Genomic DNA, 24,461 nt, shown 5'->3' with positions numbered 1-24,461 from the left:
TGAAAGTTTTAAGAGGGGGTTAAAGTGATGAGCCATGCAACAAGTGAGCTGCATGATGAGTCAGCTGTTACAAGCGTACCGGAAACAACTCGGCTACAAGATTTATCAGCGCTCGTTAAAATGGGGATTGTAAACTCAAATACACTTACTGTATTTACAGGATTTTGGTTGGCATTACATTTTAATGGATTAAGTGTGATGGATAATCTGGATAAGTTATTCTTTACAATCGTTGGTTCTGGATTAATTATGGCAGGGGTATGTTGTTTAAATAACTACATTGATCGAGACATCGACCCGTTAATGGAAAGAACAAAAACCCGTCCAACAGTTACTGGGAAGTATAAACCGGGATTTGCACTTACATTTGGACTAGTTATATTACTTCTTGGATTTGTATTTTTATTATTAACAACACCAATGGCAGTATTAATGGGATTTATTGGTGCTTTCACATATGTTGTCTTATATACGTTATGGACAAAGAGAAAGTATACACTAAATACTGTTGTAGGTAGTATATCTGGAGCAGTTCCACCTTTAATTGGATGGGCAGCAATCGATCCATCTTTAGGCCATCCAATTGCTTGGATGTTATTTTTAATTATGTTTATTTGGCAAATCCCACATTTCCTCGCATTAGCGATGAAACGTGTTGATGAATATCGAAATGCAGGAATTCCAATGCTTCCTGTAGTTCATGGATTTGAAATTACGAAACGCCAAATTATGATTTGGACAGTATGTTTATTACCACTACCATTTTATATGAGTGGACTAGGGATAACATTTATGGTAATTGCAACATTGTTAAACATCGGATGGATCGTTTTAGGATTTTATGGCTTCCGTAAGCAAGATGACATCAAATGGTCCGTACAAATGTTTGTTTATTCCCTAAATTATTTAACAATCTTATTTGTATCAATGATTGTAGTTACATTCTTCTAAGACAACGACATAATTGGATTTCTTTACGTTGAGATTTACTTTACTTAACTATAAAGTACAATCTAATTCACAAGGAAAGTGGGGGTTGTTTGTATGAAGAAACAGTGGCGACTGCTTTCGTTCGTTTCACTGCTGGCTTTACTGTTAGGGGGATGCGGTAAAGCCTTTCAATCTACTTTAATTCCGCAAGGAGAAGTAGCAAAAATGCAATATGATTTGCTCTTACTAGCAACTGCGATTATGGTAGGAGTAGTACTAGTAGTTACTATTATTTTCTTATATGTAATTGTGCGTTTCCGACAAAAGAAAGGTCAGGAAGATTATATTCCAGAGCAAGTTGAAGGGAATCACAAACTAGAAATTATTTGGACAGTTATTCCGATTATTCTTTTGTTAATCTTAGCTGTTCCGACGGTTACATATACATTCAAACTTGCTGATGTAAGTGCGATGGAGAAAAAGAATATTGATAAAGATACTATCGTTGTTGATGTAACAGCGAATCTTTATTGGTGGGAATTTTCTTATAAATCAGAAAAAATAGTAACTTCTCAAGATTTAGTCATCCCCACAGGTAAGAAAGTGTATTTGAATTTGAAGGGTGCCGATATTAAACATTCGTTTTGGGTTCCATCTTTAGCTGGGAAAATGGATACAAATACAGACAATGTGAACAAAATGTGGTTAAAGGCAGATAAATCGGGCACTTATAATGGTTTTTGTACAGAATTTTGCGGCCCATCACATTCTTTAATGCAATTCAAAGTGAAAGCTTTAGATGAAAGCGAGTACAAAAAGTGGCTTGCTGATATGAAGAAGATTGATGGGAAGAAAGAAGTAGCTTCAACAAAGGCGCAAGAGGGCCAAGAAATATTTAATAAAAGCTGTATTGGTTGTCACGCAGTTGGATCTAATGATAGTAGACCACCTTCCGCTCGTATCGCACCAAACTTAGCAAACTTTGCGGATCGCGATATGGTTGCCGGTATTGCCGAAAACAATGAAGAAAACTTAAAAAAATGGCTGAAAGATCCTGAAAATATGAAACCAGGAAATAAAATGACTGGTAAATATGGCAACTTAACGGATGATCAAGTTGATGCATTAAATGCATACTTACAAACGTTAAAAGTTGAAAAGTAAAGAGGGATTATTCGCGAAGGGGAGGTTGAAAACGTGAGTTCTGTAGCAAAAAAACAGGGGATGGGTGCTGTCATATGGGATTATTTAACGACAGTAGACCATAAAAAGATTGCCATTCTCTATTTAATTGCAGGTGGATTGTTTTTTATAATAGGCGGAATAGAAGCTCTATTTATTCGCCTTCAATTAGCGATTCCTAACAACGCTTTTCTTGTTGGGGATGCTTATAATCAAGTATTAACGATGCACGGTACAACAATGATTTTCCTCGCAGCTATGCCACTCGTGTTTGCATTTATGAACGCCGCTGTACCACTTCAAATTGGTGCACGTGATGTAGCGTTCCCGTTTTTGAATTCACTCGGATTTTGGTTATTTTTCTTTGGTGGAGTATTTTTAAATTTAAGTTGGTTTTTAGGTGGAGCACCTGATGCAGGCTGGACATCTTATGCATCTTTAGCTTTAGCCTCTAAAGGCCATGGTGTTGATTTTTATGTACTCGGCTTGCAAATCTCCGGTATTGGTACATTAATTGGAGGTATTAACTTCCTTGTAACCATTATTAATATGCGTGCGCCAGGAATGACGTATATGCGTATGCCGATGTTTACATGGACGACATTTGTAACATCTTCTCTAATATTATTCGCTTTTCCGCCGTTAACTGTAGGATTAGGACTTTTAATGTTAGATCGTTTATTTGGAACAAGTTTCTTTAATCCAGCATTGGGCGGGAATACGATTATATGGGAGCATTTATTCTGGATTTTCGGTCATCCAGAAGTATACATTCTTATACTCCCAGCTTTCGGAATATTCTCAGAAATCTTCGCAACATTTTCGAAAAAACGATTATTTGGTTATTCGTCGATGGTGTTCGCGACAGTATTAATTGGATTCTTAGGATTTATGGTATGGGCGCATCATATGTTTACTGTTGGACTTGGTCCAGTTGCAAATGCTATTTTCTCAGTTGCAACAATGGCGATTGCAGTACCGACCGGTATTAAAATATTCAACTGGCTCTTTACGATGTGGGGAGGAAGTATTCGTTTTACGACACCGATGATGTGGGCAGTAGCTTTCATTCCATCATTCGTAATGGGTGGAGTTACAGGGGTTATGCTAGCATCTGCACCAGCGGATTATCAATTTCATGATAACTATTTCGTAGTAGCTCACTTTCATTATGTAATTGTCGGCGGTGTTGTATTTGGTCTACTTGCAGGAGCTCATTATTATTGGCCACTGATGTTTAATAAAGTATTGAATGAAACGTTAGGAAAGATAACATTTTGGCTATTCTTTATCGGTTTCCATTTAACGTTCTTCATACAGCATTTCCTTGGTTTAATTGGTATGCCACGTCGTTACTACACATATCTTGAAGGCCAAGGGTTGGAAATGGGGAATATGATTAGTTCTATTGGAGCGGTATTTATGGCTCTTGGAACGATTGTTCTTCTATTCAATGTAATTAAAACGACAGTTTCAAAAGAAAAGGCTGGTCGTGATCCATGGGATGCACGTACATTAGAATGGACGATGCCAGCACCAACACCAGAATATAACTTTAAACAATTACCATTTGTTCGCGGGTTAGATCCGTTTTGGATTGAAAAACGTGAAGGGAATAAAGAGATGACAGCGGCGGAACCAGTTGGTGATATTCATATGCCAAATCCATCATTTTCACCATTTATCATTTCTTTAGGATTGTTTATAGCGGCATTCGGTGCAATGTATATGCAGGGTGGAAAAGATAAGTTTTGGTTATTAGTAGCAATTATCGGTTTAATCATTACATTTGGCACAATGTTCCTACGTTCAGTAATTGATGATCATGGATATCATATTCATAAGGAAGATTTAGAAGATAAGGGGGGCAAGGCATAATGCATGTAGATGAAAAATTAACGAATGAAACATTTCCAGCAGAGCCTGAAAAAGCAACCCTTGAGGGGAAAAATAAGTTTGTCGGTTTTTGGTTATTTCTTGGAGGCGAAACAGTATTGTTCGCTTCCTTATTTGGCACATATTTGGCGTTAAAGAATTCTACAAATGGTGGACCAACATCTCAAGAGATGTTCCAAATGCCACTCGTTTTCATTATGACGATGCTTTTATTAACGAGTAGTTTAACGAGCGTTTATGCGATGTATCATATGAAAAACTTTAACTTTAAAAAAATGCAACTTTGGCTACTAGTAACAGTGTTGCTAGGTTTAGGGTTTTTAGCATTTGAGATATATGAGTTTTATCATTATACGCATGAATTTAAGCATACTATGAGAAGTAGTGCATTTGGTTCCGCGTTTTATGCTCTTGTTGGTACACATGGTCTCCACGTATTGTTTGGATTATGTTGGATTTTAACATTAATCTTTAGAAATGCGAAGAGAGGTCTAAATTTATACAATGCACCGAAGTTTTATGTTGCATCGATTTATTGGCACTTTATTGACGTAGTTTGGGTGTTTATTTTCACTGTAGTATATTTGATGGGAATGGTGGGATAAACAATGGCGATAAAGCAAACGAATAATCCTAAAGTTGATCTTGTTTATCGGAAGAGAAAAAGTGCGGAGGAAATGAAGCATCAAGTTATTACATTTGCATTAATGATTTTTTTAACATTAGTTGCATTTGCAGCAGTCGCATATCCGAAAACTTTTAGTCCGACTTTCTCAGTACCATTTATTTTACTATTAGCAGTGGTACAAGTAATTTTTCAATTGTATTATTTTATGCATATGAGTCATAAAGGACATGAAGCGGCAAGTTTCTTTCTTTATTCTGGTCTGTTGATCGGGTTAATTACAATTTTAGCTTTTATGACAATTGTGTGGATTTGAAAAGTGAAAAATAAGGGAGCTTGTGTTGGCACAGCTCCCTCTTCTTATTATGTGAAAGGATAACCTTAAGAAGGTAGGTGTAACAATGAGTAACTTGTGGATATTTGGTTTTCAAGCTCTATGGAGTCCAATCTTTTTATTATTTATGCTTTCGATTCTTATTGGGTACTTTTTAATTATTGGGCCATATAGAATGCGATTTGAAAATGCGAGGAAGGTAAGTAAGAAGCAAATTTTTTATTTTACGACCGGGATTGTTCTTTTGTATCTTGTAAAGGGAGGGCCTATTGATTTAATTGGTCATATTATATTTAGTGCACATATGTTTGAAATGGCAGTTATGTATATTGCAGTTCCACCGTTATTGTTGCTTGGTATACCAGATTGGTTATATCGTTATATTACTTCTTTTAAGTTCGTTCAAATTATATTAAAGATATTTGCTAAACCACTTATTGCATTGTTTGTATTTAATGGCCTGTTTTCTTTTTATCATTTACCAGTTGTTTTTGATACAGTAAAACAAAGTCAAATTGCTCATCCTATTTGTCTCGCTATATTGTTCTTTACGGCAATCATGATGTGGTGGCCGATGCTAAATCCATTACCAGAATATCAAACATTAAGTGATATAAAGAAACTTGGTTATATGTTTGCTAACGGTATATTATTAACGCCAGCTTGTGCGTTAATCATTTTTGCAACTGCACCGTTATTTGCAACCTATACGGATCCGGCTGCTTGGATGAAGGCGATGGAACTTTGTGTACCCGCGGGAACTTTATCAGATTTAAATATAACGGGACCAGAATTTTTACACTGGATGCCAGTCGTACAAGACCAACAAACAGGTGGAATCATTATGAAAATTGTCCAGGAAATAGTGTATGGCACAATTATAGGCTATGTATTCTTTCGATGGGCGCGTCGAGAGCGTGAAAAGGATAAAGAGCAGTTGCAACAATTGCCGCCGTATTTACAGACTAAGTAAAAAAGTGTATAGGTTTCCATACACTTTTTTAGTTTTAGTTTTAGTAAACTATAAAAAGATTGAATTTTCAATTTATTTATGTTAAGTTAGTGTAGGCATGTACTAAAAGTGGATATAAGATTTACTACTAGCTTTAATACGTAATGATTCCATGTGTAGTGCAAGTTTTTTAGAGAGTTACAAATTTATATTGTTATCTTTAATAAACAAGAACTATTTTAAGGGGGAATTTAAATGGGTAGTAGTGGAAGTATGGTAAAGCCAATTAGTGGTTTTTTAACAGCATTAATACAATATCCAGTACCGGTAGTAGAGTCACGTGCAGACATTGATAAACAAATTAAACAGATCATAAAAACAATTCATTCAACTAAATCAGGGTATCCTGGATTGGAATTGATAGTATTTCCAGAATATAGTACACAAGGGCTTAATACAAAAAAATGGACTACAGAAGAGTTTTTATGTACAGTTCCTGGGCCAGAAACAGACTTGTTTGCTGAGGCATGTAAAGAGTCTGAGGTATATGGTGTTTTTTCTATAATGGAAAGAAACCCTGATGGTGGAGAACCGTATAATACAGCAATAATTATTGATCCACAAGGTGAAATGATTTTGAAGTATCGTAAGCTAAATCCTTGGGTGCCAGTCGAACCTTGGAAAGCTGGAGATTTAGGCTTACCTGTTTGTGATGGACCTGGAGGAAGTAAATTAGCTGTTTGTATTTGTCATGATGGTATGTTTCCTGAAGTAGCTCGTGAAGCAGCTTATAAAGGTGCAAATGTCTTGATTCGTATTTCTGGATATAGCACACAAGTTAGTGAACAATGGATGTTAACTAATCGTTCGAATGCATGGCAAAACTTAATGTATACATTGTCAGTGAACTTAGCGGGTTATGATGGGGTATTTTATTACTTTGGTGAAGGACAAGTATGTAATTTTGATGGGACTACTTTAGTGCAGGGACACCGAAATCCTTGGGAGATTGTTACTGCCGAAGTATATCCAGAGCTAGCAGATCAGGCTAGATTAGGATGGGGTCTCGAAAATAATATATATAATTTAGGTTCAAGGGGATATGTAGCGACTCCTGGAGGGGTGAAAGAAAACCCGTATACGTTTGTAAAAGATTTAGCTGAAGGTAAATATAAGGTTCCTTGGGAAGATGAGATTAAAGTAAAGGATGGAACTATTTATGGGTATCCAGTCAAAAAGACGATTCATTCTTAAGTAAGATAAATAGAAAAAGCGCATCACTATGATGCGCTTTTTCTATTTACTCAATAATTTGGAACTCTTTTAACTCTTTTTCGATATTTTGTAGGAGTTGTTCGCTTTTTTGAAGTACATTCGTTGGGAAAGTTTCACCATCACCATATTCAACGCCGTGAGGATAATAATGTTTTCCTAATAAGGGAGGAAGTAGCTTTATATCAGCGTGTCTGCTACCAACATCACCTTCAACAGCCAAACCTTGTACGCGCAAATAATAAATATCATTTAATATTTCAAATTTATAATCGTATGTAACTCGTTCATAATCCCACTGTCCAGCAAGTACAAAATGGTTCTTTTCCATAATCTCTGTTAATAGTGTTAAATCAACGACTGCCCCATTAAATTTCGTATTTGTAAATTGCATATAATACCTCCTCTTTTCATGTTACATCATTATTTTTATAATAGTACGAATAATAAGAAAGCGCAATTCATATTGAGAGAAAAGGTAGAATCCAGACTTTTTTTGCGAAAATATGATATAGTGAAAAGAGTACGGTACACACAAAAAAGGAAAGAAAAGGATTTGTGTATATCTCAATTTTATGTTTTGTGCAGGAGGTATATCGATTGAAGAAATTATTGCGTATCGTAATGATTACATTTTTAATTTTAGCTGTTGATTTATACGGAAAATTACTCGTTTCACAATATATATTAACCCCATCTCAATCAAAGCAAGAAAATAAAATTGTGAAAAAGAAAAAACAAGTAAATGAAGACTCTTCCGATACTGTTTTAAATATGATTGGTGGGGACTCTGAAAATTTATTAGCAAAATGGGGCGAACCATCTCGAATAGAGCCATCTGCTTACGGATATGAATGGTGGGTATATAATCAAGATTTAACTAAGTATGTGCAATTTGGAGTTGCAGAACGAAAAGTTGTAACGGCGTATGTCGCTGGTGAGCAAGTTAAGGTGCCGCCTTATTATATAAATGAAAAGTATGAAGAAGTGTATAAAAAGAGTCCACTCTCGCATGAGATTTCGTTAAAAAGAGGGAAAAATAGTTATCAATTTGAGTTATCTGACACGGAAGTGATGGAACAACCATTAATACCTGTAGAAGATGGCTGGGCACAATTATATTTTGATCATTTTACACATGAGCTTGTTGGTGTTCGTTATATGGATGATGAAACGTTATTACGCCAAAGACCGTATCAGCTTGTTTATTCGGGTGAATTACTAGCTGAACAACCATTGACTCCAGATAAAATGAAACAAATAGAGAATGGGAATATGCAACAAATTTTTGATTTAACAAATATTATTCGAAGTCGCTATAAGTTACCGCTGCTAGCTTGGGATCAACAAACAGCAGAGGTGGCTATAGGGCATAGTAAAGATATGAAGGATAATAATTACTTTTCACACGATTCACCTACACTAGGTACGTTAGGAGATCGTTTACAGCGCGGGAAAGTAGGGTTTCAACTTGCTGGTGAGAACATAGCGGCGCAGCATAGTGATGGAATTGCGGCGGTGCAAGGTTGGCTAAATAGTGAAGGGCATAGAAAGAATGTATTAAATGAACAATTTACAGGATTAGGTGTTGGGGTATACGATAAGTTTTATACACAAAACTTTATTCGAAAATAAAGTGAAATTTTAAGTTGTGTAGGGGACACCTCACGTTTAAGTACTTCGTATTCACTGAAGTGTAGGTCGGAATCTTACCGTATGCAAATAGCAGGATAAAAAGGTGCATGAATCGTCTAAAAATAGGCGAACCATGTGCCTTTTTTTTCTTACTATATAGTAGATATACATGAAGAGGTGAGGATTATGCCAACAACAAAAGGGCCGTTACATCCATCGGTTCAACAGTTTAAAGAGTTTGTAAACCATCACCCTAAAATGGTTCATGAGGTTAGAAGTGGTCACAAAACTTGGCAACAGTTTTATGAAGAATGGTACTTACTTGGTGAAGAAGATCCGATATGGGCAACTTTTAGGCCTGATGGAGCGCCAGCTTTTTCTTCGGTAAAAGAAAATAAACAAGAAAAAGAAAAAGATAATCGAACTGAAGAGGAAAAAACTGCTGATGTGATGGGACAAATGCTTTCTTTCTTTAAAAAGCTAGATGTGGAACAGATGCAACACCATTTAGCTAATGTGACGAGTGCTATTGGTAGTGTGCAACAAGTTTTTCAACAATTTCAAGGGAAGCCCGCGCGGCAAGAAGAAAGTACTTCCGAAAATAATCCATTTTTCTTTCAGAAGGATTAGGGGGAAAGCGGATGAGAGCAGAAATTATGGAGTTTATAAAGGCTGATGAGGATTTATCTCGCTATATTAGGGAGCAACCGTACTGGTATAGAAAACTAACGCGAAACCCTGAAGAAAAAGAGGCATTTGAGTTAGCGGCTATGCAGCATTTCAAAAAAACGATACCAGATAAAGTTGAGAAATTTCAAAACCAATTGGCAGTTGCCTCCATTATGATCGATATGTTTCAGTATATGAAGCAGCAAAATACAACATAATTGGAAGGGAAAACTATGTCCGTCATGCAGAACTTTTGATACAATAGAAGCGGATTATTTAAAAAGGAGTTGCAGCATGAGCATGACGGAAATTTGTTTAGTACGACATGGACAAACTGATTGGAATTTTCAAGAGATTATTCAGGGACGTGAAGATATTCCACTTAATGAAGTGGGAAAGAAGCAAGCAAGTCAAAGTGCAGTTGCTTTGCAAGCGGAAGCATGGGATGTAATTATAAGTAGCCCATTAATTAGAGCGCACGAAACAGCTAAGGAAATTGCAGGGGCTGCAGGATTGCAATCGATTTTATTAGATGAGCGATTTGTTGAACGTAATTTTGGTGAAGCTTCTGGGAAGCCGGTTGCGACTGTTAGGGAGCTAATTGCAGAAGGTAAAGTAGAAGGTATGGAGCAAGATGACGAGATTGTAACTCGTTGCTTTGCTGCTATAAAAGATGTTGCAGAAACTCATTCTGGCAAACGTATTATCATTGTAGCTCATTCACATGCGATAAAAGCAATTTTACATGCAATTGCACCGGAAGATATTTCGTTTAAGACACCATTAAAAAATGCATGTATTAGTTATGTGAAAGAAAATAGTGGGAAATGGGATGTTCTGAAATATAATATTGCGGAACATATTAATGTATAAGTATGTGCTGGGATTATACGGAAAATAGTTAGAGTGGTATCTTTCTGTTTAGTGAGACGCTTCAATTAGTAGTTCTATTCTAAATGTGGTATGATGAATACTCGGAGGTGTCTCTCATGATTGTAGCGACGCTGGAAAGCGTATTGATATTAGATAAGGCAGAGCAGCTTGCAAAAGCGATTATCTGTTCAGATATAGCAGAAGACTATCGTAAGTGTTATAAAGAATTGCATGAAGATATGGAAGTTCAGACGTTAATTCAGCAATTTACAGCGATGAAAGAACGATATGAAGAAGTGCAACGTTTCGGTAAATACCATCCTGATTATACTTTCGTTTCGACGAAAATGAGGGAGTTAAAGCGTTCTGTAGACTTACATGATAAGGTTGCAGCTTTTAAACGAGTAGAAACAGCTTTGCAAAAGTTGTTAGATGAAGTTAGTGTAGCAATCGGTTCTGAGGTGTCTTCTTCCATCAAAGTTCCAACAGGAAATCCATTTTTTGATGCTGGTGGCTGTGGTGGCGGTTGTGGTACCGGCGGAGGTTGTGGCTGTAAAACGGGGTAAATTACCCCGTTTTTTAGAAGATAGAAGAAAACGTATACAGAGTTTGTCCTGTAATGTCATAAATTTCTGATTGGTTTTCATAAAATATAAAATATATGTTTTTAAAAGGAGAAGATGGAGAAGATTATGTTCGGGCAACGACAAAGTATGATTGTTTATTTACATTCATTGAAACATGCCAAGATTTTAAGGAAATATGGTAACATACATTACATATCAAAACGCTTAAAATACGCAGTAGTATATTGTGATATGGAACAAATTGAGCATATGATGCAAAAGTTGAACAAACTTCCTTTTGTGAAGAAGATAGAACAGTCGTACCGCCCGTATTTAAAAACGGAATTTGAAAATTCACGTCCTGATCGGGCAAAAGAATACGATTATAGTTAATAGAAAAAATCCCCTGCTAATTTTAGTAGGGGATTTTTTTACTTGAAATAACACTTTATTTCATTGGAGGAATGAAATTATTCATTCGTAAAATACCAATTAAATGATTGAAAAACAGTTCTTTTTCTGGGAAAGTTGTGGATGGTTTTACCGTAAAGGTAGTCACTTTTCTTCCTAGTTGTTCTGCCGTTTCTTCAAATAAAATGACGCGTTTACTTTTTTTATTTTCAAGTACAGGAATGCCTTCACGACATATGTATAATGGTTGGAAATCACCAGTAGTAGTTGGTTTTAATATTACAACAAGTGAGCACACTTTTTTTTCATTTTTAATCGTTTCAAATTGTAACATATGTGTTATACGTTCTTGATTTGCTTTGGCAATTTCAAGTAATTCATATAAATCAGAGTAGCCTTCTCCGAGTTCTATAAAGCGTTGAATCATATTTTTTCCTCCTCTTTCTTTTATTTACTGTACCATCTCACTTTTTAAATGAAAAGTAGACAAAGAAAAAAAACCCTGCAAAGCAGGGCCCTTCTTATACTAGCATGTACTAGTAAGAAGGCAAAGGGAGAGGAGAAACCGGAGGAAGAACTTATGGGGAAACGTAAGTCTTCTCCGCGGTTGGCAACAACATCGAAGGTGATGTTGTTATAATTATTTATGTCCAATCTAAATGAAGATATACATCATGAAATTAAATTTTATGTTTGGCTTTTTATTTTTCTTTTTTTTATTTTATGATAGGATAAAAAAGATAAAGTGAAACGAATATACATAATGGGTTCGTGTTAGCGCATAGTGAGATGAATACATAAAAATGCAGAGCGGTTATTTTAAGCCAAAGTTCTCCTATTGTTCGTTGAGAAATGAATGGAAAATTTCATGGAATAGTATAGTTTGGTAGCGGTTACCGAATGGAGAAAGGTTTTCTATAATTGCTCGATAGATTGAAATAAAGGTAGTGACAACAGATGAGAGTAGTTTCAGGAAAATGTAAAGGGCATCCACTAAAAGCGGTGCCAGGTAATACAACACGTCCAACGACAGATAAAGTAAAAGAATCAATCTTTAATATGATAGGTCCTTATTTTGATGGTGGCATCGCTCTTGATTTATTTGGCGGTAGTGGTGGTCTTGGAATCGAGGCTATAAGTAGAGGGATTGATAAAGCAATTTTTGTTGATCGAGATAATAAAGCGATAAAAGTAATCCATCAAAATTTAGAAAGTTGTCGAATACAGGAACAAGCTGAAGTATATCGAAATGATGCAGAACGTGCGGTAAAGGCTCTTATAAAACGTGAAATATCATTCGATCTTATATTAATTGATCCTCCATATAAAGATCAAAAAATTGTATCTTTAATTAGTGTGATGGATCAACATGGATTGCTACATAGAGATGGATTAATTATGTCAGAGCATGGTAATGATGTAGTTTTACCTGATTCTATAGGGAGTCTTGTAAAAGTAAGAGCTGAAAATTATGGGATTACAGCAATATCGATTTATAAGTATGAAGGTGAGGGGACGGAATGACTAGTATAGCTATTTCTTCGGGAAGTTTTGATCCAATTACCCTTGGGCATCTGGATATTATTAAAAGGGGAGCAAAAGTATTTGATGAGGTATACGTAGTAGTTTTAAACAACTCGTCAAAAAAACCGTTCTTTTCAGTTGAAGAGCGCTTAGATTTAATTCGAGAAGCAACAAAGGATATCCCGAATGTAAAAGTAGATTCACATAGTGGACTACTAGTGGAGTATGCGAAAATGCGTAATGCAAACGCGATTTTGCGTGGGTTACGAGCGGTTTCTGATTTTGAATATGAGATGCAAATTACTTCTATGAATCGAAAATTAGATGAAAATATTGAAACCTTTTTTATTATGACAAATAACCAATATTCATTTTTAAGCTCGAGCATTGTAAAAGAAGTTGCGAGATATGGAGGAAGCGTAGTAGATCTTGTACCTCCTGTTGTAGAACGTGCTTTAAAAGAAAAGTTTCAAACCCCGTTAAAGTGAACGGGGTTTTTCTTTGTTGCTACGAAAAAATAATAAGATAACATATACATATAAACAAAATAAAGTAAAGATCGGTCCATAGTGTACAAAAGATGTCCAAATTTCTTGCAGTATAGAAGAATGATTCGATAAAAATACGGGGATATCTTTTTGCATAGGTGAAAAAGAGCTTACTTTTTCATAAAATGGTTTCCAAAATATAAAAGTAAAAATAGGAGCCAGAATACTTTGGATAATTCGTGCGAAAAAATAGGGCTTAAATCGGATGTCTGTTTCAGCTAATATGCTAGCAACTTGTGCCTGAATAGAAAGGCCGCTAAACGCTAAAATAAAGCTTGTTACCATAGCTTGCTGCAGGAGGGGTGTTTCATTTATTTGACTAATCATTTGGCTACCGAGTGTCATTTCAAAAATGCCTGATAAGATTGGAATACTAAATTCTGTAGTTAGTTGGAAGAATGATAAAATATGTTGCATAATAAAAGAAAGTGCTGCTGTAATATGAAATACAGTAATCATTTTATTTAAAACAGAGAATAAAATAATAAATCCACCAATCATAAGTAATGTTTGAATAGAAGAAACGATAGCGTCCCCAAGTAATTTTCCTAATGGTCTTTTTTCTTGCATGCGCGTCTCGTGTAGGACTGAAAAAGGGTTTTGAAAAGGACGTTTTTTAGTAGGATGTTGATCCTTCGTGGAAATATTGTTATTGCCGTAAAAACGCATCAATAACCCGACGGCAAAGTTACTTAAATAATGTGCAGCGGCTAATACGATTCCTAATTTTGGATTATTGAAAAAACCGATAGAAACAGCTCCAAAAATAAAAAGTGGATTAGATGAGTTTGTAAAAGATACGAGGCGTTCTGCTTCGATTTGTGTTAGCTGATTACTTTTACGTAGTCTAGCGCTTAATTTGGCGCCAGCAGGGAATCCAGAAGCCATTCCCATTGCCCAAACAAATCCGCCTATCCCTGGAACGCGAAAAAGTGGTCGCATGAGTGGTTCTAATATAACACCTATAAATTTTACAACACCAATACTAATTAGAAGTTCCGCAATGATGAAAAACGGTAAAAGTGAAGGGAATACAACTTCCCACCATATATTTAACCCTCGAATGGAAGCTTGCAAAGCAGCTTGGGGGTGAAGTACAAGAGAAAAGGTTAAAAACAGTGTTGATATGGTAAGAAAAGCCGTTTTCCATTTTTCATACATGTAAGTAAATCCCCCTTTGTCCCAAAAAACGTTCATTTCAGTATACGTGGATACGTAGTGCATTTAGACCATAAGTATGAAAAAGGAATGAAAAAAATTAAAGGGTGAGAAAAATGAAAGAACCGAAAATTGGTTTAGCTCTTGGATCTGGGGGCGCAAAAGGGTTTGCGCATATTGGTGTTATAAAAGTTTTAAGAGAAAATGGTATACCGATTCATATGATTGCAGGAAGTAGTATGGGGGCTTTAGTAGGTACGTTTTATGCAGCTAGCTCAAACGTTGAAAGGTTGTATAAACTGGCAAATGTTTTTAAGAGGAAATATTATTTAGATTTTACAGTTCCGAAAATGGGATTTATTGCTGGAAAACGTGTCAAAGATATGATTAAAATGTTTACATATAATAAAAATTTAGAAGAGTTAGATATCCCGACGGCTGTTGTGGCTACTGACATCTTGAAGGGGGAAAAAGTAGTTTTTACAAGTGGTCCTGTTGCAGAGGCTGTGAGAGCTAGCATATCTGTACCTGGAGTGTTTGTACCAGAAAAAATAGATGGACGATTATTGGTGGATGGCGGAGTGATTGATCGCATTCCAGTATCGGTTGTGAAAGAGTTAGGTGCCGATATTGTTATTGCTGTTGATGTATCGCCGATTAAAGTGAATGGAGAGGTTACGTCTATTTATGATGTAATTATGCAGAGTATTGAAATTATGCAACATGAGCTGGTGATGAATCGACAAATTGCATCGGATTTAATGATGCGACCAGCTGTAGAACAATTTAGTTCACGTGCTTTTACAAACATTGAAGACATTATTCGAGTTGGAGAAGTAGAGGCGGAAAAACATGTTGCAAATATTTATTTATTAATTGAGCAGTGGAAGGAGAAACATAATGTTTAAGCGTTTTCGGTTTATATATGCAATTTTAATAGGGGTTATATTGGCGATGTTACTTGTTTACGTACGTTTACCGTATTATGTAACAAAACCAGGAATGGCGGCCAAATTAGAGCCTTACGTTCAAGTTGAGGGTGGAACGAAAGAATCCGGTGATTTTATGCTTGTTACGGTTTCAATGGGACCAGCAAATGTGGTGAATTTAATAGCGGCACAGTTTAATAAATATACACATATTTCGAAAGCGGAAGAAATATTGCAAAAAGGTGAGAGTGATGAAGAATATCAATTCCGCCAAAATTATGCGATGAAAGATTCGCAAAATGCAGCAATCTATAATGCGTATAAACGTGCAAACCGTACTGTTTCTTTTGAAAATAAAGGTGTATTGGTTGCAGGAGTAGCGAAAGGGATGCCGTCAGAAGGAAAGCTTAAGCTTGGAGATGTCATCATAGCTGTCGACGGAAAAACATTTGAAAAGACGGAGCAATTTATTGAATATATGACAGGGAAAAAAGAAGGGGAAGCAGTAAATATTGAGTACAAGAGAAATGGAAAACAGTTAAAAGAAAATTTAAATGTAAAGGCCATTCCGAATGGAAATGGGCGTGTTGGTATAGGGGTTTCTATCGTTACTGAAAGAGAATTAGTGGTAGATCCGAAAGTGAAAATTGATTCTCATGAAATAGGCGGACCATCGGCAGGCCTAATGTTTACATTAGAAATATATAATCAACTTGTGGAAGATGATTTAACAAGAGGGCATGAAATAGCTGGAACAGGGACGATAAATGAAAAGGGAGAAATTGGCCCGATTGGTGGTATTCAGCAAAAAGTGGTTGCTGCAAGTGATGCTGGTGCTGAAGTGTTCTTTGCGCCAAATGAAAAAGGTGCGGAGAAATCGAATTATAAAGATGCGCTTGAGGCTGCGAAAGATATTAAAACAAAAATGAAAGTTGTACCAGTTGATACGCTGGATGATGCATTGCTGTATTTGGAAAAAATGGGCGAGAAAAAATAAACCTCTCTGAAAAAGAGAGGTTTATTTATAGAAATTTTGCAGTTGTTTCATCATAACGAATTGGATGGTGTGTTGCATCTTGTTTTAGTAGTTGTGTTCGTAATGGTTCTTGCATGATGGAGAAATATACAGAATTGGCTTTTCGCTCTATATGTAAAGTAGGATGGTCAAATGTTTTTGTATGGGTAAGGATGGGAAGTTCTATTTTTTTCTTGTTTTTTGAAAGGTAAGTTTGTCCTTTTTGTGACATGCCTAGTAGACGAATGTACGGTGCATGCTGCTCTATATTTGCGCTATGTATTTCTTCTTTTGTTGTATTTGTTAAAATGTGTGTACAAGCTCTTTGTAATCTAGTCCATGTATAACGCTTCGTTTTTAATGCTTCCATGAATGAATGGAAGGAGGAACTGTTTTGTATTTTTGATAAAATACGATGCTCTAAACCTTCTTCTATTTCATATATATGTCGTAAGTCTTCTGGAGACATCGTCATGAGTTTGTATTTAAAAAATGAAAAGTATTGTTCCCAATTATGTAATATCCCGTAGTTTTGTTTGTAACTTGCTAAAAGAGAAGCAGTCGCTTTTGGGATAAAAGGCTCAATTTCTGTAAAAGAACTATTTTCGCTAAAAAGTTGTTTACGAATACTAGTTGCGCTTGCAATATGTTGGTCGCTAAATGTTTCATCATGATAATGAGATGCGAATCTTTTTATCGTTTGTGCTTGCATAGAACTATTTTGTAAGAAAATTGATTTCATGTATTGGAATCCTAATATGTTATTCGGTTGTGACATGTCTATGTTTTTTTCGGATGGTAAAATGTGTAGGAAGGCTTCAGATGTAGCTTTTGCGTAACTGTTACCTGCATTCATAAATTGCTTTACAAGATGATTAAAAGTATCTTCTTCATTTTTTTGCACAGAGATGGTGTTATGAAAATTTTCAATCTGCCCATCTTCACTACCGAAACAAATTTCAGAAACACGCAGGGCGTTTAAAATAGAAATAGCGCCATTTGCAAAGGTTTCAGCCTTTTGTGTTGAGAAGGCGTATGGAAGCTCTACAACAAGGTCTACACCGCATGATAAGGCCATTTTGGTACGATACCATTTGGATATGAGTGCTGGCTCACCACGCTGTAAAAAAGGGCCACTCATAACAGCGATTGTAATATCGGCGTGTGTTAACTTTTTTGTTTGTTGCACATGATAATCATGACCGTTATGAAAAGGGTTATATTCAACAACAATGCCACTGGCTTTTATGGTAATCTCTCCTTTCGATGTAGCATCTTTTTCAAAAACGTGATACTCTATATATTATTTACTATGATGACTTCATTATAGTGTAAAGAAAAAACATTGACAAATATAAAATGGCTAGCTATAATTTTGTTTGTTGCCTTGAGGTGATATGATATGAAATGGTCCATCCATCAATTGAATAAATTGAGAAATAAAGGATTGACATTGGATGAGATGGTAGATGTAAGTGAGCTGCAAGAGGTCGAGAAAGATATTCGTGAAATTAATCCTGCTCATGTAACAGGAAGAGTTGATTTTGGCTCCGGTAAGTTTACGTTCCATCTACATATAACTGGAAGCATGGTTTTACCATGTTCTCGCTCTTTAGTAGATGTGACATTACCATTTGACATTAAAACAACTGAGGTGTTCCAAACTTCACAAGAAGAATTTGAAACTGAAGCTGAAATTCATTGTTTAGAAGGAGAAGTACTTGACTTACTGCCCGTAATCAAGGAAAATATACTTTTGGAGATTCCAATGCAAATTTTCAGTGATGATGTTTCTGGTGGAGCACCGATGCAAGGTCAAGACTGGCAAGTGATTTCGGAAGAAAACAAAGAAAAGACTGTTGATCCACGATTAGCAGGACTTGCAAAGTTTTTTGACAAATAATCGGAAGACTGGTTTAGGCCTTCATATGAAAATAACTATTTCTTTTAAGGAGGTGGGAAGAATGGCTGTACCTTTTAGAAGAACTTCTAAAACAGTAAAAAGAAAGCGTCGTACGCATTTCAAATTATCAGTACCTGGTATGGTAGAGTGCCCAAGCTGTGGTGAAGCGAAATTAGCTCACCGTGTATGTAAAGCATGCGGTACTTACAAAGGTAAAGAAGTAATCAGCAAGTAATTGCGGGAAAATAAACGTAGAAGATATCTTCTGCGTTTATTTTTTTTTGTCTTATTCTTTATTTGTTGTATTCTATCTTTTCTAGTAACTGCATATGCTTAATAAAAAATGCATAGGGAGGACTAGAGAGATGGCGACAACAAGACAAGATGCTTGGACTGATGATGAAGATTTGCTTCTGGCAGAAGTAGTACTCCGGCATATTCGAGAAGGTGGAACGCAATTATCTGCCTTTAAAGAAGTGGGAAGACATTTATCTCGTACACCAGCAGCATGTGGCTTTAGATGGAATTCTTACGTTAGAAAGCAATACAAAGAACGTATTGAAGAAGCGAAGCAACTACGTAAAGTAGAAAATTATGAAGTAAAAGAGACAAAGGTAGTAGAGCCTACGTCAATTACATTGAATGATGTTATTGATTTCTTGCAAAATTATAAAGATGAAAACTCTTTAATGGTGTTGCAACAGCAAATTGAATCGTTACAAACAGAGAGAGAGAGTCTTTTGGAGCGATTATCAGTATATGAGGAAGAGTATAGAACATTGCTTGATTATATCGATCAAAAAAGAAGTGTAATGGTAGCGGAAAGAAATAGCGCTCGTTCGAATGGGAAATTAGAAAAGTTAAAGAAATAAAAAAACAGCTGCTATGTAGCTGTTTTTTTATTTCTTATGCAGACTCTTCGTTTGTAACCGTATTCAAATTTGTTTCTGGGTTCCAAACATAAAAATCACCATCAGGTACTGATACAGGCTGGAAATTTAATTTATCCCAAAAACCAGCTGAATGGATACGTGCGATCGTTTTAATTGGGAACTGTAGCCCCTTCGCATAATTTACAAGCATTTCTCCGAATCCTTGTTTTTGGAAAGTCGGTAACACTTCAAGTTTATAGAGTTCTAGGTAAGTACCTGTAATTTCGAATGGTTCTCCGCCGTTCCTTTTCATATATAGACTCATGCGTGCAATTAGTGATCCGCCATAATAAATACCGTAAAATGGAGATTCACTATCGTTTTCAATAATGTTTGCCTGTAATTCTTCTAACATGGATAGTTCTTGAGCTCCGCAACCTTTAAATTTTTTAAATTCGTCTAATGTTTTATAATTGATGAGCAAGCGCTCAACTTTTGGGAATCCCATAACATCACATCCTTTTCTTGTCTCGTTGAATGCAGAAAAGTAAAAATATTTATAATAATATTATAACTCATTTTTTTATTTTTATGAAGAAGATAGTATATTTCTTTTATTATTTTTTTGAGGATTTGCTAAACTAAGAGTAGAAGCATATTAATAGGTAGTATATACATATTGAAAGTAGAGGTTGCATTTGTTTGTTAAAGAGCAATGAAATTGTAAACTATGTTCATGGAATTGAGAAAGGTAAAGTGAAACTGTAATCGGTGGGATTTGTTCACCTTTAGTTAATTATGATTCCGCACCAATCAGGCGTTTGCGGGATAAAAAGGGGGAGGGAAAGGGACTTGTGTAACGTATTTATATGAGTTCCTTGTGTGAAAATGAAAATCGGAGTTGTGGGACCAGGAGCTATCGGTCTGTTATATGCATTTTATTTACAAAAAAGTAATCAAGATGTTACGTTGTTTACAAGGACAGCTAAACAGGCTGAGGAATTGAATAGAACGGGTGTAACTTGTATGAGGGAGGAAAAACGTGAAACCGTATTCCCACCTGTTTTACCAATAGAAAGTATGCTAGACCAGAAGCTAGACTATATATTTATTGCTGTTAAGCAATATCATATAACTGACATACTACCTTTTGTGCGAGGGGAATCCTCATTAATCTTTTTGCAAAACGGAATGTCGCACCTTCATGCTATGCAGCAAATAAGGAATAAAAATATTGCGGTTGGGATTGTAGAGCATGGTGCAAAAAAAGAAGAAAGACATATCGTTTATCATACGGGAATAGGTGTAACGAAGTTTGGAATCGTGCACGGCCAGTCTATACATTTTGAAAAAATATTTAATTGCTTTCCATTTCCTCATTTTCCGATTCAAATAGAAGATGATTGGAAGGATGTCATGCACAAAAAATTAGTAGTTAATGTATGTATCAATCCATTGACAGCATTATTACAAGTCCAGAACGGAGAGTTGATTACGAACCCGTTTTTTTATCGATTGATGGAGCAAGTTTTTCAGGAAGTCGTTTTTCTTGTTAAAGAAGAAAAAGAAATGGTATGGAAAATGGTACATCGCGTATGTGAAAGAACGTCTCGTAATACATCATCTATGCTGGCAGATGTAAGGGCAAATAGACAAACGGAAATCGGTGCGATTGTTGGATATGTATTAGAAGAAGCTAAGAAACAGCAACGATCTGTTCCGACACTGCAATTTTTGTTCGATGCAATAAAAGGATTAGAAGTAAAAGAATAAGTGTAATTCTTTGCTTTTACGTGCAACATTGACTACAATGTGGATTGGTGAGAGAACAGGATACGAAAGGAAGAATTATATGGAGATAAAAGAAATCTCTGTTCCGCAACAAGGTGTTGTAGCGGACTATATGAACGGTAAAAAAGAGATACAGTCGTGTTTTGACTATATGTTAACAGAAGATGCTTTTAAACAGCGTGTACATGATTTGTGTGAGAGGGAGTTTTTCCGCCAAGACTTAGTAGCGCATTTATTAGAATATAATACAAAATTACAAGCGGGAGAAGCTACGATTCAAAATGTAAAAGCGCTTGGAGATGAAAATACATATGTTGTTATAGCTGGACAACAAGCTGGGTTATTAACTGGACCACTTTATACAATTCATAAAATTATTTCAGTTTTACAGCTTGCGAGGGAAAAGGAAGAAAGTTTAGGTGTTAAAGTCGTTCCTGTTTTCTGGATTGCTGGTGAAGACCATGATATGGATGAAATTAATCATACTTTTGTAACGAAGAATAAAAAAATAAAAAAGACTATTTTTCATGACCGTAATCCGAAAGTGGCGAGTGCTTCAGAGTCCGAGCTTTCTTTGGAAGACTGTAGAAAGTGGATTGAAGAAATTTTCAAAACATACCCTGAAACGAATTTTACAAAGGATGTACTGCAATTTATTGATGATTCTTTGGGGAAATCGAATACGTATGTAGATTTCTTTGCCCATCTTATTATGAAAATGTTCGTTAATTCTGGTTTAATTCTTGTTGATTCGCATCATCCTGAATTAAGAAAATTAGAAGTGCCGTTTTTCAAGCGAATTATAGGTAAGTATAAAGAAGTGCAAGAGGGGCTTCATAACCAACAGGAAGTAATTAAAGAATTAGGATATAAACCAATTATTGAAACAAAGTATAATGCAGTACATATATTCATGGAAATTGATAATGAGCGAGTATTACTTGAAGACGATCAAGGGAAGTTTGTAGGGAAGGATGGAGCGTATTCCTTTTCATATGAGGAATTGATGGAAGAGATGGAAAGAAGTCCGGAACGCTTTAGTAATAATGTTGTAACGCGCCCTCTTATGCAAGAGTATCTATTTCCTACGCTTGCGTTTATTGGAGGACCAGGGGAATTAGCTTACTGGAGTGAATTGCAACAAGTTTTCCATACGATTGGTTTCCAAATGCCGCCTGTCGTTCCGCGTATTACAATCACTTATGTAGAGAGGGATATAGCGACAGATTTATACGATTTGCAATTGCAAGACAGTGATCCGTTTTTAAATAACGTAGATAAGTTGCGTGAAAACTGGTTATCTAATCAAATAGAGGAACCGATAGATGATCGATTTGTAGAGGCGAAAAAAGAAATAATTGATATCCATACGTCATTACAACAGTTTGTGAAGAAAATAGATCCTGGATTAAGTGCGTTTGCAGGGAAAAATGAATTCAAAATTAATGAACAAATTGAACTGTTGGAAAGAATGTTGAAAAGAAATGTTGAGAAAAAACATGAAGTACAGCTAAATAAATTCCGTCGCATACAATTTGCACTTCGTCCATTAGGGGCGCCGCAAGAGCGTGTGTGGAATGTATGTTACTATTTAAATCAGTTCGGTTTGGATTTCGTTGATCGTGTAATGGAAAAACCGTTTTCTTGGGACGGAAAACATCATGTTATAAAACTATAGAATCTTGCTCTTAGGAGCAGGATTTTATTTTTGTCCTGTTGAATTTACTGTGAAGTGGAATTTTTCTGAATTATTAATTTTAAAAAAGTGAATATCGTAATTATGCAGGATACTTAAATATATGACAAAATAGCACAAAATGTAAACGTATTATCATCTTTTTCGACAGTTTTTTATTTAAATTCCCGCAAAAAATGATAAAATTTAGTATATAATAAAAGAAAATAGCGATTTGTATAGTATGCTGCCTTTGTAGGCAAGTTAAATGAGTCGTTCTTTCATAGTATTTCGTTCTCTAATCGTGAAATATGCGTTTGGGGGAGGAGATGCATTCAACATAATTAATTGGAAAAAGAGTAGGTGCAACAATGTTTAAACATGTAACAGTGCTTTTGAAGGAAACAGTAGACGGCTTAGATATAAAGCCAGATGGTACATATGTAGATTGTACACTGGGGGGAGGAGGACATAGTTCTTATTTATTATCCCAATTAACTGAAGGTGGAAGATTAATCGCGTTTGATCAAGATGAGATAGCGATTCAAAATGCGAAAGAAAAATTCTCTTCATACGGTGAGCAGTTCATAACAGTAAAGAGTAATTTCCGTTATTTATCTGAAAAACTACAGGAATTAGGTATAACAGAAGTAGACGGTATTTTATTTGATTTAGGTGTTTCATCCCCACAATTAGATACACCAGAGCGTGGCTTTAGTTATCATCATGATGCACCGTTAGATATGCGGATGGATCAAGATGCCCCATTAACAGCATATGATGTTGTAAATAGCTGGTCATATGAACAACTTGTAAGAATTTTCTTCCAGTATGGTGAAGAGAAATTTTCAAAACAAATAGTAAGGAAAATTGAGGCGTATCGTGAGAATAAAGCTATTGAAACGACAGGAGAATTAGTAGAACTAATTAAAGAGGGTATTCCAGCTCCTGCTCGTAGAACGGGTGGACATCCTGCGAAGCGAGTGTTCCAAGCAATCCGTATTGCTGTAAATGATGAATTGAAAGTATTTGAAGAAGCGTTGGAATCTGCAATTGACATGGTCAAGCCAGGTGGAAGAGTTAGTGTTATAACATTCCATTCTTTAGAAGACCGTATTTGTAAAACGACGTTTAAGCGAAATAGTACAACGCCACAATTGCCACCAGGATTACCGATTATTCCTGATGAATTTAAGCCGAAATTAAAACTTATTACAAGAAAACCGATTTTACCTTCTGATATAGAGTTAGAAGAAAATAATCGAGCGCGTTCTGCGAAATTGAGAATCGCTGAAAAACGATAAAAAGGGGAGAGAGGTATGAGTAACTTAGCTGTAAAGTACAAACAACAAGCGCAAGAAGAGATACAGATTCAAACGCCCCCACAGCAGATGGTTCAGCCAAAAGCTAAAGCGAAGATTACAAGAATCGAAAAACTGTTGTATGTAGCATTTATTGGCTTTTTATTGTATGCCTGTGTAGCGTTTATTGGAAATAAAGCAGGCCTTTATCAAGTTAATGTAGAAGCAGCGACGATAGAACAAAAAATTGTACAGCAGCAAAAAGAAAATCAAGAGTTACAGGCTGAAGTAGAGAAGTTAAGTCGCTATGAACGAATCGCTGAAGTTGCAAAAAAACACGGGCTAGAAATTAATGCGAATAATGTGAAGGGCCTCAAATAAGGCAATAGGTGTGAAGGGA

29 protein-coding genes are annotated in these 24,461 nt (G+C 35.8%); 24 read left to right on the top strand and 5 right to left on the bottom strand.

Going from position 1 to position 24,461, the window contains the following annotated elements; all coding sequences use genetic code 11:
• Window positions 1-27 precede the first annotated feature (27 nt).
• From ctaB to JDS82_RS01290, 7 genes are all read left to right on the top strand, one after another.
• Window positions 28-951, top strand: coding sequence for a protoheme IX farnesyltransferase (gene ctaB / locus JDS82_RS01320; RefSeq protein ID WP_000017546.1), 924 nt, complete (start codon window positions 28-30; stop codon window positions 949-951).
• 93 nt (window positions 952-1,044) lie between these two features.
• Window positions 1,045-2,094 carry a cytochrome c oxidase subunit II gene (coxB, locus tag JDS82_RS01315; RefSeq protein WP_000745279.1) on the top strand — a complete coding sequence of 350 codons (1,050 nt, stop codon included), beginning with the start codon at window positions 1,045-1,047 and terminating at the stop codon, window positions 2,092-2,094.
• 60 nt (window positions 2,095-2,154) lie between these two features.
• Window positions 2,155-3,990: a cytochrome c oxidase subunit I gene (ctaD, locus tag JDS82_RS01310; RefSeq protein WP_000501451.1), complete on the top strand. Its 1,836-nt coding sequence runs from the start codon at window positions 2,155-2,157 to the stop codon at window positions 3,988-3,990.
• On the top strand, window positions 3,990-4,613 hold the full coding sequence (gene ctaE, locus JDS82_RS01305) for a cytochrome c oxidase subunit III (protein WP_000557858.1): 624 nt from the start codon (window positions 3,990-3,992) through the stop codon (window positions 4,611-4,613). Before ctaD ends, ctaE begins: the two co-directional genes overlap by 1 nt.
• A 3-nt stretch (window positions 4,614-4,616) precedes the next feature.
• Window positions 4,617-4,949, top strand: a complete 333-nt coding sequence (gene ctaF, locus JDS82_RS01300) for a cytochrome c oxidase subunit IVB (protein ID WP_000985699.1) — start codon at window positions 4,617-4,619, stop codon at window positions 4,947-4,949.
• Window positions 4,950-5,034: 85 nt separating this feature from the next.
• Window positions 5,035-5,940 (top strand): cytochrome c oxidase assembly factor CtaG, encoded by a 906-nt coding sequence (ctaG, locus tag JDS82_RS01295; protein ID WP_000069020.1) that lies wholly within the window; start codon window positions 5,035-5,037, stop codon window positions 5,938-5,940.
• Between the two features lie 234 nt (window positions 5,941-6,174).
• Window positions 6,175-7,173, top strand: a complete 999-nt coding sequence (locus JDS82_RS01290) for a formamidase (protein WP_000535797.1) — start codon at window positions 6,175-6,177, stop codon at window positions 7,171-7,173.
• A 46-nt stretch (window positions 7,174-7,219) separates the two neighbouring features.
• On the opposite strand, the gene JDS82_RS01285 is transcribed toward JDS82_RS01290, so the two are convergent.
• Window positions 7,220-7,585, bottom strand: a complete 366-nt coding sequence (locus JDS82_RS01285) for a YugN family protein (RefSeq protein WP_001160937.1) — start codon at window positions 7,583-7,585, stop codon at window positions 7,220-7,222.
• Window positions 7,586-7,791: 206 nt separating this feature from the next.
• Between JDS82_RS01285 and JDS82_RS01280 the strand changes: the two genes are divergently transcribed.
• The 6 genes from JDS82_RS01280 (at window position 7,792) to JDS82_RS01255 (ending at window position 11,327) form a co-directional block, all read left to right on the top strand.
• On the top strand, window positions 7,792-8,826 hold the full coding sequence (locus tag JDS82_RS01280; protein WP_000735385.1) for a CAP domain-containing protein: 1,035 nt from the start codon (window positions 7,792-7,794) through the stop codon (window positions 8,824-8,826).
• A gap of 186 nt (window positions 8,827-9,012) precedes the next feature.
• Window positions 9,013-9,456, top strand: coding sequence for a YlbD family protein (ylbD, locus tag JDS82_RS01275; RefSeq protein ID WP_001143336.1), 444 nt, complete (start codon window positions 9,013-9,015; stop codon window positions 9,454-9,456).
• 11 nt (window positions 9,457-9,467) lie between these two features.
• The gene (locus JDS82_RS01270) at window positions 9,468-9,713 is read left to right on the top strand and encodes a YlbE-like family protein (RefSeq protein WP_001200991.1); all 246 of its coding nucleotides are present in this window, start codon (window positions 9,468-9,470) and stop codon (window positions 9,711-9,713) included.
• 82 nt (window positions 9,714-9,795) lie between these two features.
• Window positions 9,796-10,368 carry a histidine phosphatase family protein gene (locus JDS82_RS01265; RefSeq protein ID WP_002008391.1) on the top strand — a complete coding sequence of 191 codons (573 nt, stop codon included), beginning with the start codon at window positions 9,796-9,798 and terminating at the stop codon, window positions 10,366-10,368.
• 116 nt (window positions 10,369-10,484) lie between these two features.
• Window positions 10,485-10,934: a YlbF/YmcA family competence regulator gene (locus tag JDS82_RS01260; protein WP_000634355.1), complete on the top strand. Its 450-nt coding sequence runs from the start codon at window positions 10,485-10,487 to the stop codon at window positions 10,932-10,934.
• A gap of 126 nt (window positions 10,935-11,060) precedes the next feature.
• On the top strand, window positions 11,061-11,327 hold the full coding sequence (locus tag JDS82_RS01255) for a YlbG family protein (protein WP_002080814.1): 267 nt from the start codon (window positions 11,061-11,063) through the stop codon (window positions 11,325-11,327).
• A gap of 55 nt (window positions 11,328-11,382) precedes the next feature.
• Here JDS82_RS01255 and JDS82_RS01250 read toward each other — a convergent pair whose 3' ends face one another.
• On the bottom strand, window positions 11,383-11,772 hold the full coding sequence (locus JDS82_RS01250; RefSeq protein ID WP_000616012.1) for a DUF7147 family protein: 390 nt from the start codon (window positions 11,770-11,772) through the stop codon (window positions 11,383-11,385).
• Window positions 11,773-12,302: 530 nt separating this feature from the next.
• Here JDS82_RS01250 and rsmD point away from each other — a divergent pair.
• Together rsmD and coaD are read left to right on the top strand one after the other, a co-directional pair.
• Window positions 12,303-12,869, top strand: coding sequence for a 16S rRNA (guanine(966)-N(2))-methyltransferase RsmD (gene rsmD / locus JDS82_RS01245; RefSeq protein ID WP_001266975.1), 567 nt, complete (start codon window positions 12,303-12,305; stop codon window positions 12,867-12,869).
• Window positions 12,866-13,357 (top strand): pantetheine-phosphate adenylyltransferase, encoded by a 492-nt coding sequence (gene coaD, locus JDS82_RS01240; RefSeq protein ID WP_000200598.1) that lies wholly within the window; start codon window positions 12,866-12,868, stop codon window positions 13,355-13,357. The genes rsmD and coaD overlap by 4 nt, the downstream gene beginning before the upstream one ends.
• Here coaD and ylbJ read toward each other — a convergent pair.
• Window positions 13,349-14,578 carry a sporulation integral membrane protein YlbJ gene (ylbJ, locus tag JDS82_RS01235; RefSeq protein WP_000273093.1) on the bottom strand — a complete coding sequence of 410 codons (1,230 nt, stop codon included), beginning with the start codon at window positions 14,576-14,578 and terminating at the stop codon, window positions 13,349-13,351. The two genes, coaD and ylbJ, sit on opposite strands and share 9 nt — an antisense overlap.
• A 113-nt stretch (window positions 14,579-14,691) precedes the next feature.
• Between ylbJ and JDS82_RS01230 the strand changes: the two genes are divergently transcribed.
• Together JDS82_RS01230 and JDS82_RS01225 are read left to right on the top strand one after the other, a co-directional pair.
• Complete coding sequence (locus JDS82_RS01230) at window positions 14,692-15,483, top strand: patatin-like phospholipase family protein (protein ID WP_000662602.1); 792 nt, start codon at window positions 14,692-14,694, stop codon at window positions 15,481-15,483.
• Window positions 15,476-16,501, top strand: a complete 1,026-nt coding sequence (locus JDS82_RS01225; RefSeq protein ID WP_000476310.1) for a SepM family pheromone-processing serine protease — start codon at window positions 15,476-15,478, stop codon at window positions 16,499-16,501. Before JDS82_RS01230 ends, JDS82_RS01225 begins: the two co-directional genes overlap by 8 nt.
• A gap of 25 nt (window positions 16,502-16,526) precedes the next feature.
• Here JDS82_RS01225 and JDS82_RS01220 read toward each other — a convergent pair whose 3' ends face one another.
• Entirely contained in the window at window positions 16,527-17,768 is a 1,242-nt protein-coding gene (locus JDS82_RS01220) for a nucleotidyltransferase (protein WP_164085692.1), read from the bottom strand.
• A 153-nt stretch (window positions 17,769-17,921) separates the two neighbouring features.
• Here JDS82_RS01220 and JDS82_RS01215 point away from each other — a divergent pair, with 153 nt between their 5' ends.
• The 3 genes from JDS82_RS01215 to JDS82_RS01205 all read left to right on the top strand — a co-directional run bounded on the left by JDS82_RS01215 (window position 17,922) and on the right by JDS82_RS01205 (window position 19,294).
• Window positions 17,922-18,422 carry a YceD family protein gene (locus JDS82_RS01215; protein WP_000872150.1) on the top strand — a complete coding sequence of 167 codons (501 nt, stop codon included), beginning with the start codon at window positions 17,922-17,924 and terminating at the stop codon, window positions 18,420-18,422.
• Window positions 18,423-18,483: 61 nt separating this feature from the next.
• Window positions 18,484-18,657, top strand: a complete 174-nt coding sequence (rpmF, locus tag JDS82_RS01210; protein WP_001984764.1) for a 50S ribosomal protein L32 — start codon at window positions 18,484-18,486, stop codon at window positions 18,655-18,657.
• 130 nt (window positions 18,658-18,787) lie between these two features.
• A complete protein-coding gene (locus JDS82_RS01205; protein ID WP_000246481.1) occupies window positions 18,788-19,294 on the top strand; it encodes an RsfA family transcriptional regulator in 507 nt (168 codons plus the stop codon).
• A gap of 34 nt (window positions 19,295-19,328) precedes the next feature.
• On the opposite strand, the gene JDS82_RS01200 is transcribed toward JDS82_RS01205, so the two are convergent.
• Window positions 19,329-19,802 (bottom strand): N-acetyltransferase, encoded by a 474-nt coding sequence (locus JDS82_RS01200; RefSeq protein WP_000506704.1) that lies wholly within the window; start codon window positions 19,800-19,802, stop codon window positions 19,329-19,331.
• 374 nt (window positions 19,803-20,176) lie between these two features.
• Between JDS82_RS01200 and panE the strand changes: the two genes are divergently transcribed.
• From panE to ftsL, 4 genes are all read left to right on the top strand, one after another.
• Window positions 20,177-21,067: a 2-dehydropantoate 2-reductase gene (gene panE / locus JDS82_RS01195; protein WP_074651370.1), complete on the top strand. Its 891-nt coding sequence runs from the start codon at window positions 20,177-20,179 to the stop codon at window positions 21,065-21,067.
• 79 nt (window positions 21,068-21,146) lie between these two features.
• Entirely contained in the window at window positions 21,147-22,763 is a 1,617-nt protein-coding gene (gene bshC, locus JDS82_RS01190; RefSeq protein ID WP_000403047.1) for a bacillithiol biosynthesis cysteine-adding enzyme BshC, read from the top strand.
• A gap of 368 nt (window positions 22,764-23,131) precedes the next feature.
• The gene (rsmH, locus tag JDS82_RS01185) at window positions 23,132-24,064 is read left to right on the top strand and encodes a 16S rRNA (cytosine(1402)-N(4))-methyltransferase RsmH (protein WP_000472509.1); all 933 of its coding nucleotides are present in this window, start codon (window positions 23,132-23,134) and stop codon (window positions 24,062-24,064) included.
• A 15-nt stretch (window positions 24,065-24,079) separates the two neighbouring features.
• Complete coding sequence (gene ftsL, locus JDS82_RS01180; RefSeq protein WP_000067079.1) at window positions 24,080-24,442, top strand: cell division protein FtsL; 363 nt, start codon at window positions 24,080-24,082, stop codon at window positions 24,440-24,442.
• Window positions 24,443-24,461 lie beyond the last annotated feature (19 nt).

This window comes from Bacillus cereus group sp. N14 (genome assembly GCF_016483555.1).
In the GTDB taxonomy this organism is placed as follows: Bacteria; Bacillota; Bacilli; order Bacillales; family Bacillaceae_G; genus Bacillus_A; species Bacillus_A wiedmannii.
The sequence above is the reverse complement of the archived record's forward strand: the minus strand, read 5'-3'. Positions and strand labels throughout refer to the sequence as shown.

Bases quoted from the DNA above. Each gene is read 5' to 3' on its own strand.
- JDS82_RS01215 (WP_000872150.1), top strand. From the start codon at position 17,922: ATGAAATGGTCCATCCATCAATTGAATAAATTGAGAAATAAAGGATTG.
- JDS82_RS01230 (WP_000662602.1), top strand. From the start codon at position 14,692: ATGAAAGAACCGAAAATTGGTTTAGCTCTTGGATCTGGGGGCGCAAAA.
- JDS82_RS01200 (WP_000506704.1), bottom strand. From the start codon at position 19,802: ATGGGATTCCCAAAAGTTGAGCGCTTGCTCATCAATTATAAAACATTA.
- rsmD (WP_001266975.1), top strand. From the start codon at position 12,303: ATGAGAGTAGTTTCAGGAAAATGTAAAGGGCATCCACTAAAAGCGGTG.
- ylbJ (WP_000273093.1), bottom strand. From the start codon at position 14,578: ATGTATGAAAAATGGAAAACGGCTTTTCTTACCATATCAACACTGTTT.
- ctaB (WP_000017546.1), top strand. From the start codon at position 28: ATGAGCCATGCAACAAGTGAGCTGCATGATGAGTCAGCTGTTACAAGC.
- JDS82_RS01290 (WP_000535797.1), top strand. From the start codon at position 6,175: ATGGGTAGTAGTGGAAGTATGGTAAAGCCAATTAGTGGTTTTTTAACA.
- coaD (WP_000200598.1), top strand. From the start codon at position 12,866: ATGACTAGTATAGCTATTTCTTCGGGAAGTTTTGATCCAATTACCCTT.
- ftsL (WP_000067079.1), top strand. From the start codon at position 24,080: ATGAGTAACTTAGCTGTAAAGTACAAACAACAAGCGCAAGAAGAGATA.
- ctaE (WP_000557858.1), top strand. From the start codon at position 3,990: ATGCATGTAGATGAAAAATTAACGAATGAAACATTTCCAGCAGAGCCT.
- rsmH (WP_000472509.1), top strand. From the start codon at position 23,132: ATGTTTAAACATGTAACAGTGCTTTTGAAGGAAACAGTAGACGGCTTA.
- JDS82_RS01260 (WP_000634355.1), top strand. From the start codon at position 10,485: ATGATTGTAGCGACGCTGGAAAGCGTATTGATATTAGATAAGGCAGAG.
- ylbD (WP_001143336.1), top strand. From the start codon at position 9,013: ATGCCAACAACAAAAGGGCCGTTACATCCATCGGTTCAACAGTTTAAA.
- JDS82_RS01285 (WP_001160937.1), bottom strand. From the start codon at position 7,585: ATGCAATTTACAAATACGAAATTTAATGGGGCAGTCGTTGATTTAACA.
- ctaG (WP_000069020.1), top strand. From the start codon at position 5,035: ATGAGTAACTTGTGGATATTTGGTTTTCAAGCTCTATGGAGTCCAATC.
- bshC (WP_000403047.1), top strand. From the start codon at position 21,147: ATGGAGATAAAAGAAATCTCTGTTCCGCAACAAGGTGTTGTAGCGGAC.
- JDS82_RS01270 (WP_001200991.1), top strand. From the start codon at position 9,468: ATGAGAGCAGAAATTATGGAGTTTATAAAGGCTGATGAGGATTTATCT.
- JDS82_RS01225 (WP_000476310.1), top strand. From the start codon at position 15,476: ATGTTTAAGCGTTTTCGGTTTATATATGCAATTTTAATAGGGGTTATA.
- JDS82_RS01265 (WP_002008391.1), top strand. From the start codon at position 9,796: ATGACGGAAATTTGTTTAGTACGACATGGACAAACTGATTGGAATTTT.
- JDS82_RS01255 (WP_002080814.1), top strand. From the start codon at position 11,061: ATGTTCGGGCAACGACAAAGTATGATTGTTTATTTACATTCATTGAAA.
- JDS82_RS01205 (WP_000246481.1), top strand. From the start codon at position 18,788: ATGGCGACAACAAGACAAGATGCTTGGACTGATGATGAAGATTTGCTT.
- ctaD (WP_000501451.1), top strand. From the start codon at position 2,155: ATGGGTGCTGTCATATGGGATTATTTAACGACAGTAGACCATAAAAAG.
- JDS82_RS01250 (WP_000616012.1), bottom strand. From the start codon at position 11,772: ATGATTCAACGCTTTATAGAACTCGGAGAAGGCTACTCTGATTTATAT.
- coxB (WP_000745279.1), top strand. From the start codon at position 1,045: ATGAAGAAACAGTGGCGACTGCTTTCGTTCGTTTCACTGCTGGCTTTA.
- rpmF (WP_001984764.1), top strand. From the start codon at position 18,484: ATGGCTGTACCTTTTAGAAGAACTTCTAAAACAGTAAAAAGAAAGCGT.
- ctaF (WP_000985699.1), top strand. From the start codon at position 4,617: ATGGCGATAAAGCAAACGAATAATCCTAAAGTTGATCTTGTTTATCGG.